Annotated in this window: 14 protein-coding genes (1 of these 14 cut by a window edge); 7 read left to right on the forward strand and 7 right to left on the reverse strand. The window is 69.9% G+C overall.

The window, feature by feature from the left end:
- Nucleotides 1-49: 49 nt before the first annotated feature.
- Complete coding sequence (locus AKJ13_RS20435; RefSeq protein WP_007565168.1) at nucleotides 50-1,015, reverse strand: LysR family transcriptional regulator; 966 nt, start codon at nucleotides 1,013-1,015, stop codon at nucleotides 50-52.
- A 101-nt stretch (nucleotides 1,016-1,116) separates the two neighbouring features.
- On the opposite strand from AKJ13_RS20435, the gene AKJ13_RS20440 reads away from it, so the two are divergent.
- The 5 genes from AKJ13_RS20440 to AKJ13_RS20460 all read left to right on the forward strand — a co-directional run bounded on the left by AKJ13_RS20440 (nucleotide 1,117) and on the right by AKJ13_RS20460 (nucleotide 4,200).
- Nucleotides 1,117-1,725 carry a YceI family protein gene (locus AKJ13_RS20440; protein WP_007565167.1) on the forward strand — a complete coding sequence of 203 codons (609 nt, stop codon included), beginning with the start codon at nucleotides 1,117-1,119 and terminating at the stop codon, nucleotides 1,723-1,725.
- Between the two features lie 28 nt (nucleotides 1,726-1,753).
- Nucleotides 1,754-2,362 (forward strand): cytochrome b, encoded by a 609-nt coding sequence (locus tag AKJ13_RS20445; protein ID WP_144426317.1) that lies wholly within the window; start codon nucleotides 1,754-1,756, stop codon nucleotides 2,360-2,362.
- Entirely contained in the window at nucleotides 2,362-2,952 is a 591-nt protein-coding gene (locus tag AKJ13_RS20450) for a YceI family protein (RefSeq protein ID WP_200905670.1), read from the forward strand. The genes AKJ13_RS20445 and AKJ13_RS20450 overlap by 1 nt, the downstream gene beginning before the upstream one ends.
- A gap of 275 nt (nucleotides 2,953-3,227) precedes the next feature.
- Nucleotides 3,228-3,494 carry a hypothetical protein gene (locus AKJ13_RS20455; protein WP_007565163.1) on the forward strand — a complete coding sequence of 89 codons (267 nt, stop codon included), beginning with the start codon at nucleotides 3,228-3,230 and terminating at the stop codon, nucleotides 3,492-3,494.
- Between the two features lie 178 nt (nucleotides 3,495-3,672).
- Nucleotides 3,673-4,200: a lysozyme inhibitor LprI family protein gene (locus tag AKJ13_RS20460; protein WP_050735004.1), complete on the forward strand. Its 528-nt coding sequence runs from the start codon at nucleotides 3,673-3,675 to the stop codon at nucleotides 4,198-4,200.
- A 57-nt stretch (nucleotides 4,201-4,257) separates the two neighbouring features.
- On the opposite strand, the gene AKJ13_RS20465 is transcribed toward AKJ13_RS20460, so the two are convergent.
- From AKJ13_RS20465 to AKJ13_RS20480, 4 genes are all read right to left on the reverse strand, one after another.
- Nucleotides 4,258-4,842 (reverse strand): GNAT family N-acetyltransferase, encoded by a 585-nt coding sequence (locus tag AKJ13_RS20465; RefSeq protein ID WP_050735005.1) that lies wholly within the window; start codon nucleotides 4,840-4,842, stop codon nucleotides 4,258-4,260.
- Nucleotides 4,842-7,187 carry an Orn/Lys/Arg decarboxylase N-terminal domain-containing protein gene (locus tag AKJ13_RS20470; RefSeq protein WP_050735006.1) on the reverse strand — a complete coding sequence of 782 codons (2,346 nt, stop codon included), beginning with the start codon at nucleotides 7,185-7,187 and terminating at the stop codon, nucleotides 4,842-4,844. The genes AKJ13_RS20465 and AKJ13_RS20470 overlap by 1 nt, the downstream gene beginning before the upstream one ends.
- A gap of 108 nt (nucleotides 7,188-7,295) precedes the next feature.
- Complete coding sequence (locus AKJ13_RS20475; protein ID WP_050735007.1) at nucleotides 7,296-8,069, reverse strand: 5-oxoprolinase subunit PxpA; 774 nt, start codon at nucleotides 8,067-8,069, stop codon at nucleotides 7,296-7,298.
- Between the two features lie 160 nt (nucleotides 8,070-8,229).
- Complete coding sequence (locus tag AKJ13_RS20480) at nucleotides 8,230-8,673, reverse strand: lysozyme inhibitor LprI family protein (RefSeq protein ID WP_050735008.1); 444 nt, start codon at nucleotides 8,671-8,673, stop codon at nucleotides 8,230-8,232.
- A 386-nt stretch (nucleotides 8,674-9,059) separates the two neighbouring features.
- On the opposite strand from AKJ13_RS20480, the gene AKJ13_RS20485 reads away from it, so the two are divergent.
- Together AKJ13_RS20485 and AKJ13_RS20490 are read left to right on the forward strand one after the other, a co-directional pair.
- Complete coding sequence (locus tag AKJ13_RS20485) at nucleotides 9,060-11,246, forward strand: TonB-dependent siderophore receptor (RefSeq protein ID WP_200905668.1); 2,187 nt, start codon at nucleotides 9,060-9,062, stop codon at nucleotides 11,244-11,246.
- A 131-nt stretch (nucleotides 11,247-11,377) separates the two neighbouring features.
- Entirely contained in the window at nucleotides 11,378-12,154 is a 777-nt protein-coding gene (locus tag AKJ13_RS20490) for a hypothetical protein (protein WP_050735009.1), read from the forward strand.
- Nucleotides 12,155-12,163: 9 nt separating this feature from the next.
- On the opposite strand, the gene metB is transcribed toward AKJ13_RS20490, so the two are convergent.
- Nucleotides 12,164-13,327 (reverse strand): cystathionine gamma-synthase, encoded by a 1,164-nt coding sequence (gene metB, locus AKJ13_RS20495; protein WP_050735010.1) that lies wholly within the window; start codon nucleotides 13,325-13,327, stop codon nucleotides 12,164-12,166.
- A gap of 206 nt (nucleotides 13,328-13,533) precedes the next feature.
- On the reverse strand, nucleotides 13,534-13,636 hold the 3' end of the coding sequence (locus AKJ13_RS20500; RefSeq protein ID WP_050735011.1) for an HlyD family secretion protein. The gene runs 806 nt beyond the window's last position; 103 of the gene's 909 nt are visible here — the last part of the coding sequence; its start codon lies off the right edge, out of view; it ends in the stop codon at nucleotides 13,534-13,536.

Raw genomic sequence — 13,636 nt, forward strand, 5'->3', positions numbered from 1 at the left:
TCGTAAGATTGTCTCAATCGCGCGATGAACAAGCGTCGATATTTAAGATCTACAAGTCTTGATTGTATTCGTCGCTAGAAAGCGGCTCCCCGTCATGCGCGCCGCACAGCCTCAACGCGCCGCGCACATGCTCCCGGAAGACTTGGACCCGTGCCGGCAGATCGCGCCCGGCCAGGGTCACGGCGCGCAGCACCGCCCCGCGACTCGCCCAGGGAGCCAGCACGCGCACGAGCTGGCCCGCCGCGACCGCGCGGGCGGCGACAAGGCTCGGGATATGGCCGATCCCGGCCCCCACCAGGGTCAGGCGGTGCACGGTCGCGAAGTCGCTGACCCGGATGGCTGGGCTCAGGACGATCCGCTCGGTCCGGCCGCGGCCGTCCGTGAGGGGCAGGGCGCCCGAGCCCGGCCGATCCCGCGAGAGGATCAGGTCGTGCGCGTCGAGCCCGGCCAGGTCGGCGGGCGCCGGGCGGCGCAGCAGGTAGGCGGGCGCGGCGTAGAGGCCGACCGACAGGGTCGCCAGGACGACGGCCCGGTAGCCGGTCTCCTCCGCGCCGCCGAGCCGGAGGGCGAGGTCGATCCGGTTGGCCGCCAGGTCAAGGCGGGCGTCGGTGTTCAGCATCTCCACCGTGATCTGCGGATAGGCTGCCCGGAAGCTCGCGACGATCTCCGGCATCACCTCGATGCCGAAATCGATGGAGGTGGTCAGGCGCAGATGGCCGGCCGGCACCGTCCGGGCGTCGCGGGCGGTCTCGGCGGCCTCGTCGAGGAGCGCGAGGCTCTCATGGGCCTTGGCGTAGAAGGCCAGCCCCTCCGCGGTCGGCGAGACCGCCCGCGAGGTACGGGCCATCAGCCTCGTGCCGAGCGCCCGCTCCAGCCGGGACAGGCGCCGGCTGACGCTGCCCTTGGTTTCCCGCAGGCTCGCGGCCGCGGCCGTGACGGTGCCGAGATCGACCACCGTGCAGAAGGCGCGCACGTCGTCGAGGCCGCCCTGGAAGGTTTCCGTTCTCGCAACCATGGGGTTCCGGATAGCAGGCTCAACCGCGGCCGTGAACGGGTCTACAGGGCGGCTGCGGCGCACCGAATCGCGCACGATCGTCTGCTGTGTAGGAGACACCCTTGAAGTCGATTCTCGCCTCCGGCCTTCTGGCCCTCCTGGTCGCCACCCCCGTCCTGGCCCAGTCCCCCGCGACCCGCGACCCGGCCCAGATCCAGGCCGGCACCTACGCGGTCGATCCCAACCACACCCAGGTCGGCTGGCGGGTCTCCCATATGGGCTTCTCGAACTATGCCGGCGGCTTCTCGGACGTGTCCGGCACCCTCGAGCTGCAGCCGAAGAACCCGGCGGCCGCGAAGCTGTCGATCAAGATCCCGGTCGCCTCCGTGACCACGACCAGCGCCAAGCTCACCGACGAGCTGAAGGGCGACCAGTGGCTCGACGCGGCCAAGTTCCCCGACATGACCTTCGTGTCCACCAAGGTCACCCCCGAGGGCAAGGACAAGGCGAAGGTGACCGGCAACCTCACGCTCCACGGCGTGACCAAGCCGGTGACGCTGGACGTCACCCTGGTCGGGGCCGGCGTGAACCCCCTGAGCAAGAAGGTCACGGTCGGCTTCGACGCCACCGGCACGCTCAAGCGCTCCGAGTTCGGGGTGAAGACCTACCTGCCGCTGATCGGCGACGACCTGCACCTGACCATCGCGGGCGCCTTCGAGCGTCAGGACTGACCCGGAACCGCGGGGCGGGAGGATGGCCATGGCACCCGACGCATCGGCGCGGCGCTACTCCGCGGTGGCCATCCTGCTGCACTGGGCGAGCGCGCTGGGTGTGCTCGCCCTGATCGGCATGGGACTGACCATGACCCATGCCGGGCTGGCGCCGATGCGCCTGTTCCCGCTCTACCAGTGGCACAAGTCGGTCGGGATCACCGTGCTGGTCCTGACCGGGCTGCGCCTCGCCTGGCGGCTGGCTCACCGGCCGCCGCCCTATCCGGCGGCCATGCCGGCCCGGGAGCGCCGGGCGGCGGGGGCGGCCCACGCCCTCCTGTACGGGCTCCTCATCGGGCTGCCGCTGACCGGCTGGGCCGTGGTCTCGCTCTCGCCGTTCAACATCCCGACGGTGCTGTACGGGCTCGTGCCCTGGCCGCACCTGCCGCTCGCGCCGCTCCTGACCGATCCCGCGGGCGCGGAGGGGCTGCTCAAGGCGCTTCACGCCTACGGCGCCTGGATCCTCACAGCGCTGCTGGTGCTGCACGTGGCGGCGGCGCTGCGCCACCATCTCATCCTGCGGGACGGCGTGCTGGGGCGGATGCTGCCCGGCCGCCGCCCGGCGGGGCTCCCCGACGCCCTGGAATCGCCCCGATGATGCCGCGCCGCCTGCGCCTCGCCCTGTGCCTGTCGGCCGCCTTGTCGGGTGCCGTCTCCCCCGCGCTATCCGCCCCGTGGGCGGTTGATCCGGCCCGGAGCGCGATCCGGTTCTCGGGCGTGCAGGTCGGGACCCCGTTCTCCGGACGCTTCGAGCGCTTCGAAGCCCGGGTGGAGTTCGACCCCGCCAAGCCCGAGGCGGGCCGCGCCACGGTGCTGGTCGATCTGGCCAGCGCCCGCACCGGCGATACCCAGCGCGACACGGCCCTGCCCCAGAAGGACTGGTTCGACGTGGCGAGCGCCAGCCACGCGCGCTTCGAGGCGAGCCGCTTCGTCGACAAGGGCGGGGGCGACTACGAGGCCGTCGGCGACCTGACGATCCGGGGTACGAAACGCCCGCTGACGCTGCCCTTCCACCTGTCGCTCGACGGCGACCGGGCGCACGCCACCGGGCATGTCGGCCTCGTCCGCACCGCGTTCGGTGTCGGCCAGGGCGCCTGGGCCTCCGGGCAATGGGTCGCCCTCGAGGTCGGGGTCGATGTCGACCTCGTCGCCACCGCCCGGCCCGACGCTCCGGCGGAGAGGCACTGAGCGCGCGCCGCCGACCCGGATGCGGGCTCGGCGTGAGGCCCGGCCACCGCGGAAACCCCCTCCAAACCGACGCACCGGAACGCGCCGTCTCCGCGTGGTTCGGGAGGGCGGCGGGGCGCCTGTTTTTCGCGCACAACCGACGTGCTCTGACACACCTAAGACCTGAGCCGGCAGCGGTATGTCATTCCGCGGCGGCTTACTGATTTCAACGGATTGGCCGCCGGATCTACTGTCAACGAAACGAGTCCGCTCGTTATCTGGCAAAGGCGCCAATCATGAAATCACTCATCGTTGCTGGAATGCTGTCGGCGGCTTGCATGGGCTCCGCCTATGCCGGGCCCGCCATCCCCATGGATGCAGGCCTCGCGACCGGCGGCCAGACCGCTGTGACCAACGTCGCCTGGCTCAGCCGCTACGGCAAGCTCTGCTATCACGGCACGCGGTGGATCCCGGCCTGTCACGCCACCAATCGGCCGGTCGGCTACATGAGGGGACACTGGAACGCGACCCGCACCCGTTTCATCCCGGGTCGCTACTATTGAGTTCCTGTATCGCCGCGTCGATCGCACCACGAATCGTCCTGCGATCAACGCGGCGATCGAACGGCACAGCCCGCGATCCCGATCATCACCCTGAGCGCGGCGCCGCCGATCCGTACGATCGCCCCGGCCGGATGCGCCCAGGCGCAGGATCCCCCGCAAAGTCTGGTTGGACGTCGTCATGAGCAAGCGCGTTCTCGGCGCCCTTCTGGGGGCGTGTGCCGGTGTCATCGCGACCGTGAGCGTCGCTCCGCCGGCCGTGGCGGCCCCGCCTGCGCTTGCGTCCGGGACCTGCGACACGGACGAGCCGACGGCCTGCATGAACCGCCACGGCGAGGGCGCGGCCCGCAGCCTATCCAAGGCCTACGGGAAGGCGACCGGCCAGGTCGATGCGCTCTGCGCCGAGGCCGTCAGCTCCGGGATCGCGTATTGCCTGGAGGCCGCTCAGCAGGTTGCCGACAAGGACCTCAACGCGACCTATGCCCGGGCCCTGGCGTCGATCGGCGACGACGCCGAAGGCCGGACATGGCGCGCGCGTCTCAAACAGGCGCAGCAGGCCTGGCTGCGTTTCCGCGACGCCGATTGCGGGGATCTCACCGTCTCCGAATGGGGGAGCGGCACGGGAGCCGGCCCGGCGATGTCGGCCTGCCTCATCGCCCATACCGTGGAGCGCACCGCCGAACTCCGCCGACGCTACGACCGTCGGTGACGGTCACAGGCAAGGGCAAGGGCAAGGGCAAGGGGTCGGGCGGCCCGGGCCGCACTTCTACGCCCCCGGCTGGTCCTCGGAGCCGGTGCCCAGGGCCCGCTGCACCATCACGCTGTCCGACCAGCGCCCGTATTTGAAGCCCACCGCCTTCAGGTAGCCGACGCGGACGAAGCCGCAGGTCTCGTGGAGGCGCAGGGAGGCTTGGTTCTCGGCGTCGATGTAGCCGATCATCTGCCGGTAGCCGCCGGCCGCGCAGGCCTCGATCAGCGCCGGCAGGAGGCGGCGCCCGATCCCGGCATGGAGGTGGTCGGGATGCACGTAGATCGAGTGCTTGAGGGTGTAGCGATAGGCCGGGCGCTTCCGGAACGGCACCGCGTAGGCGTAGCCCGCCACCTGGCCGCCGCGCTCGGCGACGAGGTGGGGCAGGCGCTTCTTGCGCATGGTCTTGCGCCGCCGCTTCAGGTCGTCGGGCAGCAGGCGCGCCTCGTCGTCGAAATCGGCGACGTTGCCGACGCCCTTGCCGATATGATGTTCGTAGATCGCCACCATGGCCTCGACATCCGCGTCCGAGGAGGCGCGGATAATGATGTCCGGGCTCGGACGCACCGGGACCGGGGCGCCCGCCTCGGGCTCGATCTCCATCAGGCGCCGTCCCGCACGACGTAGGTGTGGAAGCGGATCCGCCCGTCCGGATCGACCTCGCGGTAGACGCCCTGGATCTCGGCCTCGAAGCCCGGGAACAGGTTGGCGGAGGCCTCGAACATCTTGAAATAGTCGAGCATCGGCTTGGCGCGGTCATCCAGGCGCTCGCCCGGCAGCACGGTGCCGATGCCCGGCGGGTAGACCAGCATCAGGGTCGTGGCGATGCGCCCCTCGGCCTCGGCGATCGGCACGTAGTCGACCTTGTTGCGGGTCAGCATCTGGGCGGCCTTCTTGGGCGCCATCACCATCTCGGGCAGGTGCTCGGGGGCGAATTGCCGCCGCTGGAGCGCGGAGGTGCCGGCCTCCCGGTGGAAGGCGTGGAACTCGGCGCAGAGGTCGCGCAGGCGCACCCCGCGATAGCGGTTGGGCCGGCGGTTGACGAATTCCGGCATCGCCTCCTCGAGCGGCACGTTGTCGTCGTGGAGCCGCTTGAAGGCGACCAGCCCCGAGATCAGGGTCCCGGCCTTGGAGGATTCGACGCCGGGCGTCAGCAGGAAGAGCAGCGAGTTCAGATCGTTCTTCTCGGCCACGATCCGGTTCTCGCGCAGGTACTGCGCGACGATCGGGGCCGGCACGCCGTGATCGGCATAGGCCCCCGTGGCCCGGTCGAAGCCCGGGGTGAGCACCGTCAGCTTGTTCGGGTCGGTGATCGCGTAGCCCGGCGCCACGTGGCTGAAGCCGTGCCAGGCCGCCCCCGGGGTGAGCTCCCAGTAGCGCGGCTCGGATGCGAGCGCGTCGGTGGGCACCCGCTCCCAGGCGATCTCGGCGCCGTCCGGGCCGGTCACCCGGTCGGGGACGAACGGGTCGAAGAACCAGCGCCGCAGCGGATCGGCCTCGTTCTCCTCGAATTCCCGCCGGATCGCCCGGACCTTCTTGCGCCACTCGATCCCGAGCCGGATCGTGTCGTCCCACAGGATCATGCCCGAGCGGCCCTTCATCATCTGGGCGCCGACATCGAGGGAGGCGAAGAGCGGGTAGAACGGCGAGGTCGAGGCGTGGACCAGGAAGCTCTCGTTGAGGCGCTTGTGCTCCACGCGACGGGTCTGGCCGCGGATATGGCCGTCGCGGGTGTGGATCTGCGACGCCTGGGAGAAGCTCGCGAGCTGCTTGTGGGTCGATTGCGTGGCGACGATGCCCGGCGAGGTCTCGTCGAGCCCGGTGAGCCCCATGGCAAAGCGGCGGGCGAAGAGCGGGTGGAACTTCATGAAGCCCGCCCAAGCCTCGTCGAACAGGATGTAGTCGCAGAGGTGGCCGATCTTCTCCAGGATCTCCTGCGCATCGTAGATCGTGCCGTCATAGGTGCATTGCTCGATCACCGCGACCCGGAACGGCCGCTCCCGGCGCCAGGCCTCGGGATCGGTCACCAGCGGATTGCTCCGGATCTTCTCCCGGATCCGGGTCTCGTCCAGGGCCTCGTGATAGATCGGGCCGATCAGCCCGAAGGCGTTCCGGTCGGTCTCCAGGAAGATCGGGATGCCGCCGCCCAGGAACAGGGCGCCGTGATGGGCCGCCTTGTGGTTGTTGCGGTCGAACAGGACGAGGTCGTCCTCGGCCACCAGCGAGGACAGCACGATCTTGTTGGAGGCCGAGGTGCCGTTGAGGACGAAGTAGGTCTTTTCCGCCCCGAAGATCCGGGCGGCCTCCTTCTGGGCCTTGAGGGCCGGACCCTCGTGGGTCAGCAGGTCGCCCAGATCGAGCACCGAATTGTCGAGGTCGTCGCGGAAGATCGCCTCGCCGAGATGCTCGACGAAGATCCGGCCGATCGGCGAGCGGTTGTAGAAGATGCCGCCGTTATGGCCCGGGCAGGTCCAGAGCTGGTTGCCCTTCTCGGCATAGTCCACGAGGGCGCCGAAGAACGGCGTCTTGAGGGTCTCGGCATATTGCGTCACCCGGCTGACCAGTCCGCGGGCGATGAATTCGGGGGTCTCTTCCGCCAGGAAGATATAGCCGTCGATGAAGTCCAGGAGCTCGACCGGGATGTCCTCCAGCCGCTTGCGGCGGACCATGATGACGATCGGCATCTCCAGGCCGCGCTTGCGCATCATGTCGATGAGCGCGGCGGCCTTGCCGTCGAGGCCGCGCTTGCCCCAATCGACCACCATGCAGCCGATGGCGGCATCGGTCTGCACCGCGATGGCCGCGTCCTCGACGCGCCGCGCCCGCACCACCTCGAAGCCGCGATTCTCCACCGCCGCCACGATCTGGGCGACGCGCGCGCCCTCCAGGTCGTCCGGATCGAAGGCGGGGGTGCACATCAGAACCGTGAAGCGACGGTGGAAATCCATGGAGCCCCTCTCAGCCTTGCAAGCAGCGAGTGGCTTTCTGGCCCATCTGCGACGTTTGCATGACATCGCCCGGGATCACGGCCGAAACCGGCTCGGGAATCCATGCGCTCAGGCGCCGATCACCTCGGCCATGGGCCTGACCGCGATCCCCCGGTCTGCGAGGTCGGCGCGCAGCTGCGCGGCCATCGTGACGGCCCCGTGGGTGTCGCCGTGGACGCAGATGCTGTCGATCCGGGCCGGGATGCGCCGCCCGGACAGGCAAAGAATCGCGCCGTCCGCGAGCATCCGCACGACGCGCTCGGCCGCCTCCACGGGATCGTGCAGCACCGCCCCCGGCAGCTTGCGCGACACTAGGTTGCCGGTATCGGCATAGGCGCGGTCGGCGTAGATCTCCCGGGCCAGAGGCAGGCCGAGCCGCTCGCCCGCCCGCTCGGTCTCGAGGCCGGGCATCACCACGAAGATCAAGTCGCGGTCGAGGGTGCGAATTGCCCGGGCCACCGCCAGGGCGAGATCCGCGTCCTCATTGGCGATGTTGCCCAGCGCCCCGTGGGTCTTCACGTGCCGCACCGGGCAGCCGGCATCCTGCGCGAGCGCCAGGAGCGCGCCGACCTGGTAGAGCACGGCCTTCTCGACATCGGCCGGGCGCTCACCGTGGATCGGGCGCCGCCCGAAGCCCCAGAGATCGAGGAAGCCCGGATGCGCCCCCGCCTGGACGCCGGCCTGGGCGGCAAGCGTCAGGGTCTCGTGCATGACCAGCGGATCGCCGGCGTGGAACCCGCAGGCGATGTTGGCCGAGCTGGCGATCGCCAGCATCCCAGCATCGTCGCCCAGGCGATAGACGCCAAACCCCTCGCCCATGTCGCAGTTCAGGTCGACGATCATCCGGGTCCCTCGCAAGCGCGGCGGCTCCGCGTATTCAAGGGTCGGACCAAACGCATCACCCGGTGTCTCAGCGCGAGGGCGGTTGCCCGGACGGAGCGGGCGTCGCGCGAACCCCGAAACGTCCGCGCCGTCATTCCGGCTCGCGGGCAGGAACGGCGCCTCAATCGAGTGGGTACCGGCTCAGGATATCCTCGGTCCGCTGGACGGTCTTGTCGTATTGGCAGGCATACAGCGCGCCGGTGGTGCCGCTACCATTGTTCCACTCGCTGAAGGTGAGATCGCCGCAATCGGCGTCCCGGAAGGCGATCCAGGCGCGCTGGGCCGTTGCGAACTGAGCCTTCCAGACCGCCTTCGCGTCCTGCGGGCGGTCGTCCTGGTCGATGATCGACAGAGCCTTCCTGTAAGCCGCATTGAGCTTCGCGTCGGCGGCTTCCAGCGCCTGGTGCAGACAGGTCTGGGTCTCGGGCGTCGAGGTCGCGTCCTGGCACAGCTTGGCCGAGGGCTGGTCGGCCCGCGCGCCGGCGGACGGGAGTGCGCAAGCCCAGAATGCGGCGAGGATCAGGATCCCGGCCGGGCGCGCGGGCTTGGGTGGATACGGACGCATCTATGTCTCCCCGGGGCGAAGCGGACCGGCTCGGGCGAAAGGCCGGGCAGCATGACGCTGGCCGGAAAGGCATGAAGACTTCTTTGGCGCGTCGCACGCCCGATCCCACTTTGCACCGCTGGGTGCGGGGGCGAGGATGCAATGCTCAGACTTCGACGGGCGCTGGCGATGAGTCTCATCATGTCGTTCAGTAAAAGCATTGGACTGTCGTGTGATTCCGCAAGATTGGCCATTCGTATCTAGTTGTAGTCTCTGTTTTTGGCTTTGGAAATATAATTATTACAACGCAAAAGCACGATTTGTTTACAGTTTATCGTTGACTTGCTTCACGCGGGATGAAACGCCGCCCGTGATCGGCTCGGCGCCGAGACAGCGAGTCGTTTCCCATGGGTATGATGCGTTCGGGCCGGTGCGTGCCGCTGTTTCGCGGCCCCCCTGCGATCCTGAGCGCCGGTGTCCTGATCCTGGTCACCGCCGGTACGGCACGGGCCGAGGATGGCCGCCCCGGATCGACCATCCAGCTCGAAGAGCTCTCGGTGGAGAGCACCGGCGCGGCGCGCGGGATCGTGCCGGCCTATGCCGGCGGTCAGGTCGCGCAGGGCGGGCGCGTCGGCCTGCTCGGCAACACCGAGGCGAAGAAATCGCCGTTCAGCATCACCAGCTACACCGACACGTTCGTGCGCGATCAGCAGGCCCGCACCGTGTCCGAGGCCCTAAGCCGCGACCCGTCGGTGCGCGCCACCCAGACCACCGGGGCGCCGTTCGATTCCTTCTCCATCCGCGGCTTCCCATCCAGCGAGGGAACGAGCGGCGAGATCGCGTTCGACGGCATCTACGGCGTCGCGCCGAGCTTTCGTGTCTTCACCGACTATGCCGAGCGGATCGAGGTGCTGAAGGACCCGTCCGCGGCACTCTCCGGCGTCTCGCCGAACGGCGCGGTCGGCGGCGTTGTCAACGTCGTCCCCAAGCGCGCCGGCGAGGACCTGACCCGCTTCAGCCTGGATTACGGCTCGGTCGCCACGGGCGGCGGCCAGCTCGACGTCGCGCGCCGCTTCGGACCGGGCCGGGAATGGGGCGCGCGCGTCGTCGGCAGCCTGCATGGCGGCGACACGCCGTTCGCGCGCCAATCCGAGATGACCGGCGTCGGGGCGCTCGCCCTCGATTACCAGGGTGACCGTTTCCGGGGCTGGCTCTCCCTGCTGGCGCAGAACGACCGCTTCGACGCGCCCCTGCGCCCGTTCCAGCTCAGGGCCGGCGTGCCGGTCCCACGGGCGCCGGACGGCCGCCTCAACCTGACCCAGCGCTGGGAGTATTCCGATATCGACGACCGCGGCGCCCTGCTGCGGCTGGAATACGACCTCACCGACGCGGTCACGCTGTTCGCCGATGCCGGCGGCGCGCGGACGGAGGTCCAGCGCTACTTTCAGTCCGCGCCGACGATCCTCAATGCCCGCGGCGATACGACCAGCACGCCGCAATTCTACGCGATGGGGATCGCCCGCTCGACCGTCGATGGCGGCACCCGGGCCCGGTTTGACACCGGTGCCATCCACCACGCGCTCGTCGTGCAGGCCTCGGCCTACAACGAGGATACGGCCCGCCAATTCCCCGCCGGTCGCGGCGCCTATCTGTCGAACATCTATGCGCCGCGTCTGGCCGCCTACATCCCCCCGCCGATCAGTGCCGGGCGGCCGCGCCTGTCCGACAGCACGCTGTCGGGCGTCTCGGTGGCCGACACCCTGTCGGCCCTCGACGAGCACGTCCTGCTGACGGTGGGCGTGCGCCGGCAGCGGGTCGAGGCGCACAATTACCTGGCCAATGCCGGCACGCTGAGTTCCGCCTACGACAAAAGCGCGACCACCCCGGTGGTCGGCCTGGTAGTCCGGCCCTGGGACGCCGTGTCGCTCTACGCGAACTCTATCGAAGGCTTGAGCCGCGGCGATGTCGCCCCGCTGGCGGCAAGCAATGCCGGCGCGATCCTGGCACCCTACATGGCGCACCAGGTCGAGGCCGGCGTGAAGCTCGATCTCGGCCGGATCGGCGCGACGGTCAGCGCCTTCCGGATCACCAGGCCGAACGGCGAGGCGAACCCCGTCACCCGGAGCTTCGCCCAGACCGGCGAGCAGCGGATCAGCGGGCTCGAGTTCAGCGTCTACGGCGAGATCACCCCGGAACTGCGGGTGCTGGGCGGGCTCAGCCTGCTCGACGGCGTCGTGACCCGGACCGCCACCGCCGCCAATCTCGGCCACGTGCCGATCGGGGTGCCGGACGTGCAGCTCAATCTCGGCGCCGAATGGGACCTGCCCGGGCTGCCAGGCCTGACCGTCGACGGGGCGGTCATCTATACTGGGCGGCAATACATCGACCTCGCCAACACCCAGGCGCTGCCGGGCTGGGCGCGGCTCGATCTCGGCCTGCGCTACGCCACCGTGATCGACGGGCGCCGGACGACGTTCCGGGCCAACGTGCTGAACGCGACGGGGACGCGCTACTGGACCGGGGTCGCCTCGTTCGGGACGTTCTTCCAGGGCGGGCCGCGCACCTACCTGCTGTCGATGTCGGTCGACCTGTAGGCGTGGACAGGGCGCCGCCACAGGCCTCGGCGGCGATGTTTCACGGGAAACACTTTCTTAAGCCTGCCGACCCGAACCTGTGGCCCGGATGCCGTCGCCTTCCCCCGCGTCGCGCGCTAGCACGGCCCGACATGACGGTCTCGATCACGACACCCAGCTGGCGCGACCTGAAGAACGCCAAGGCCCGGGCCCGCCTGGAACGGGCGTTGCCGTCGATCTTCCCGGCCCCGGTCCTGCACCACGCCCTGACGCGGCCCCTGATCCCGCCGACCCCGCGGCTGGCGGTGGAGAGCTACTGGCGCAACCACATCCTGCGGGCCGACCGGCTGGCCCGGGCGCTGGCGGCGCGCTCCGGGACGCCGGAGGGCTGGACCTGGCAGCTCGGCGAGGGCGGCGCCGGCGGCCGGCCGGCGAGCTTCCGGATTCCACCCGCCCCGTTCCGCGAGCCAGCCTTCGCCCGCGGCCGCGGCGCCTGCTGCATCTGCGGCCAGCCGGTCTATCGGTTCGGCTGGCACCGCGACCTCTGGGGGCAGGGCGTGCCGAACGGCAAGGCCGCCTGGCACGCAGCCTGTGTCGCCGCCTGGAAGTTCTGGATCGCCCCGCATGAGCAGGTCCGGGTGCTGAAGCGCCACCAGGGGCATCGCTGCAAGGCGTCGGGCAAACGGCTGCTGCGCACCGCCGAGGTCGACCACGCCGTGCCGCTCTACCGGGTCTGGCGCGAGCACCGCGACGCGGCTTGGCCGGAGCTGCTCGGCTACTGGGGTGTGCCGAACCTGCAGGTCGTCAACCGGACCGCCCACGTCCTGAAATGCCGGGACGAGGCGGCCGAGCGGTCGCAGACCCTGCGGCTGTCCCGGTACCGGGTGGTCGAGGACGCGCTCGGCTTCAGCGTGGTCGAGGAGGAGTGAGCCGCCGTCTCAGCCGCGCGTGACCGCCTCCAGGCCGCGGGACAGGTCGGCCAGGAGATCGTCCACGGCCTCGAGGCCGATCGACAGGCGCAGCAGGCCGTCGGTGATGCCCGCGATGGCGCGCGCCTCGGGATCCATCGCCGCATGCGTCATGGTCGGCGGATGGGCGATCAAGCTCTCGACCCCGCCCAGCGACTCGGCCAGCGTGAACACCTGCAGGGTCTCCACCAGGGTCTTCACGGCGGCGCGGCCGCCGACGAGTTCGAAGCTCAGCATGGCGCCGAACCCGGCCTGCTGCGCCTTGGCGATGGCGTGGCCCGGATGGGACGCCAGGCCGGGATAGTGGACGCGGCTCACCGCCGGATGCGCATCCAGAAAGGCGGCGAGCTGCCCGGCATTCTGCTGCTGGCGTTCCACCCGGACGAACAGGGTGCGGATGCCGCGCAGGGTCAGGTAGGCGTCGAGCGGCGAGCCCGTGACTCCGATCGTGTTGGCCCAGGCGGCGAGCTCGTCGCCGACCGAGGCCTCGGCGGCGATCACGGCCCCGCCGATCACGTCCGAATGGCCGTTGAGGAATTTCGTGGTCGAGTGGACGACGAGATCCGCCCCGAGGGCGATCGGCTGCTGCAGCGCCGGCGACAGGAAGGTGTTGTCGACCACCGCCAGCGCCCCGACCGCCTTGGCCTGGCCGGTGACGCGCCGGACATCCACCACCCGCATCAGCGGATTGCTCGGCGTCTCGACCAGCACGACCTTGGGCTTCTCGGCGAGCGCTGCGGCCAAAGCCGCCGCGTCGGTCTGGTCGACGAAGATCACACGGTACTGCCCGCGGGCGGCGCGCAGGCTGAGCAGCCGGTGCGTCCCGCCGTAGCAATCATGGGGCGCCACCAGCAGGTCGCCGGGACACAGGCTCGACAGGGCAAGATCGAGCGCCGCCATGCCGCTCGACACCATCACGGCCCGGGCGCCGCCCTCGAGCTTAGCGATCGTGTCGGCGAGCTGGTCGCGGGTCGGGTTGCTGAGCCGGGAGTAATCGTACGGGCCGGGCTGCTCGAAGGCCGGAAACTTGAAGGTCGTCGATAGGTGGATCGGCGCGATCACGGCGCCGAAGGACGTATCCTGGGCCACACCGTTGGTCGCTGCGATCGTGCGGGCATCGAGTCCCTCTGGCATCGGCTCGTCCTTCCTGTGCCGGAATTGCACCGGCGCGCGTGACCGGCCGGCTTGCGAGCGCGTTCTTTATGGCGAACGGAACAGGCTTTCAAGAGAACGAAAGCCGCATCAGCAGAGCAAGCCCCGCCTGCGGAACAGGGATTGCGGTCGCGCGTCGGTACCAATCTGGCATCGCTGATGCGCGGTGTCTCAGCGCCAAGGCGGCGTCACGGCAAGAAATCCAGCCGCGACACCAGGCGGTACCCCGCGGCCGCCTCGCCGACGGCCACGCTGCACGTGGTGCCCGCCGCGAGCGTCACGCCCGGGGGC

Origin of the sequence: Methylobacterium sp. ARG-1, from assembly GCF_001262595.1 — a bacterium.
Lineage (GTDB): Bacteria > Pseudomonadota > Alphaproteobacteria > Rhizobiales > Beijerinckiaceae > Methylobacterium > Methylobacterium brachiatum.

Excerpts from the sequence above, each read along its gene's own strand:
- AKJ13_RS20460 (WP_050735004.1), top strand. The coding sequence starts at position 3,673 with ATGAGCAAGCGCGTTCTCGGCGCCCTTCTGGGGGCGTGTGCCGGTGTC.
- AKJ13_RS20455 (WP_007565163.1), top strand. The coding sequence starts at position 3,228 with ATGAAATCACTCATCGTTGCTGGAATGCTGTCGGCGGCTTGCATGGGC.
- AKJ13_RS20475 (WP_050735007.1), bottom strand. The coding sequence starts at position 8,069 with ATGATCGTCGACCTGAACTGCGACATGGGCGAGGGGTTTGGCGTCTAT.
- AKJ13_RS20480 (WP_050735008.1), bottom strand. The coding sequence starts at position 8,673 with ATGCGTCCGTATCCACCCAAGCCCGCGCGCCCGGCCGGGATCCTGATC.
- AKJ13_RS20490 (WP_050735009.1), top strand. The coding sequence starts at position 11,378 with ATGACGGTCTCGATCACGACACCCAGCTGGCGCGACCTGAAGAACGCC.
- AKJ13_RS20435 (WP_007565168.1), bottom strand. The coding sequence starts at position 1,015 with ATGGTTGCGAGAACGGAAACCTTCCAGGGCGGCCTCGACGACGTGCGC.
- AKJ13_RS20485 (WP_200905668.1), top strand. The coding sequence starts at position 9,060 with ATGGGTATGATGCGTTCGGGCCGGTGCGTGCCGCTGTTTCGCGGCCCC.
- AKJ13_RS20445 (WP_144426317.1), top strand. The coding sequence starts at position 1,754 with ATGGCACCCGACGCATCGGCGCGGCGCTACTCCGCGGTGGCCATCCTG.
- AKJ13_RS20450 (WP_200905670.1), top strand. The coding sequence starts at position 2,362 with ATGCCGCGCCGCCTGCGCCTCGCCCTGTGCCTGTCGGCCGCCTTGTCG.
- AKJ13_RS20470 (WP_050735006.1), bottom strand. The coding sequence starts at position 7,187 with ATGGATTTCCACCGTCGCTTCACGGTTCTGATGTGCACCCCCGCCTTC.
- metB (WP_050735010.1), bottom strand. The coding sequence starts at position 13,327 with ATGCCAGAGGGACTCGATGCCCGCACGATCGCAGCGACCAACGGTGTG.
- AKJ13_RS20465 (WP_050735005.1), bottom strand. The coding sequence starts at position 4,842 with ATGGAGATCGAGCCCGAGGCGGGCGCCCCGGTCCCGGTGCGTCCGAGC.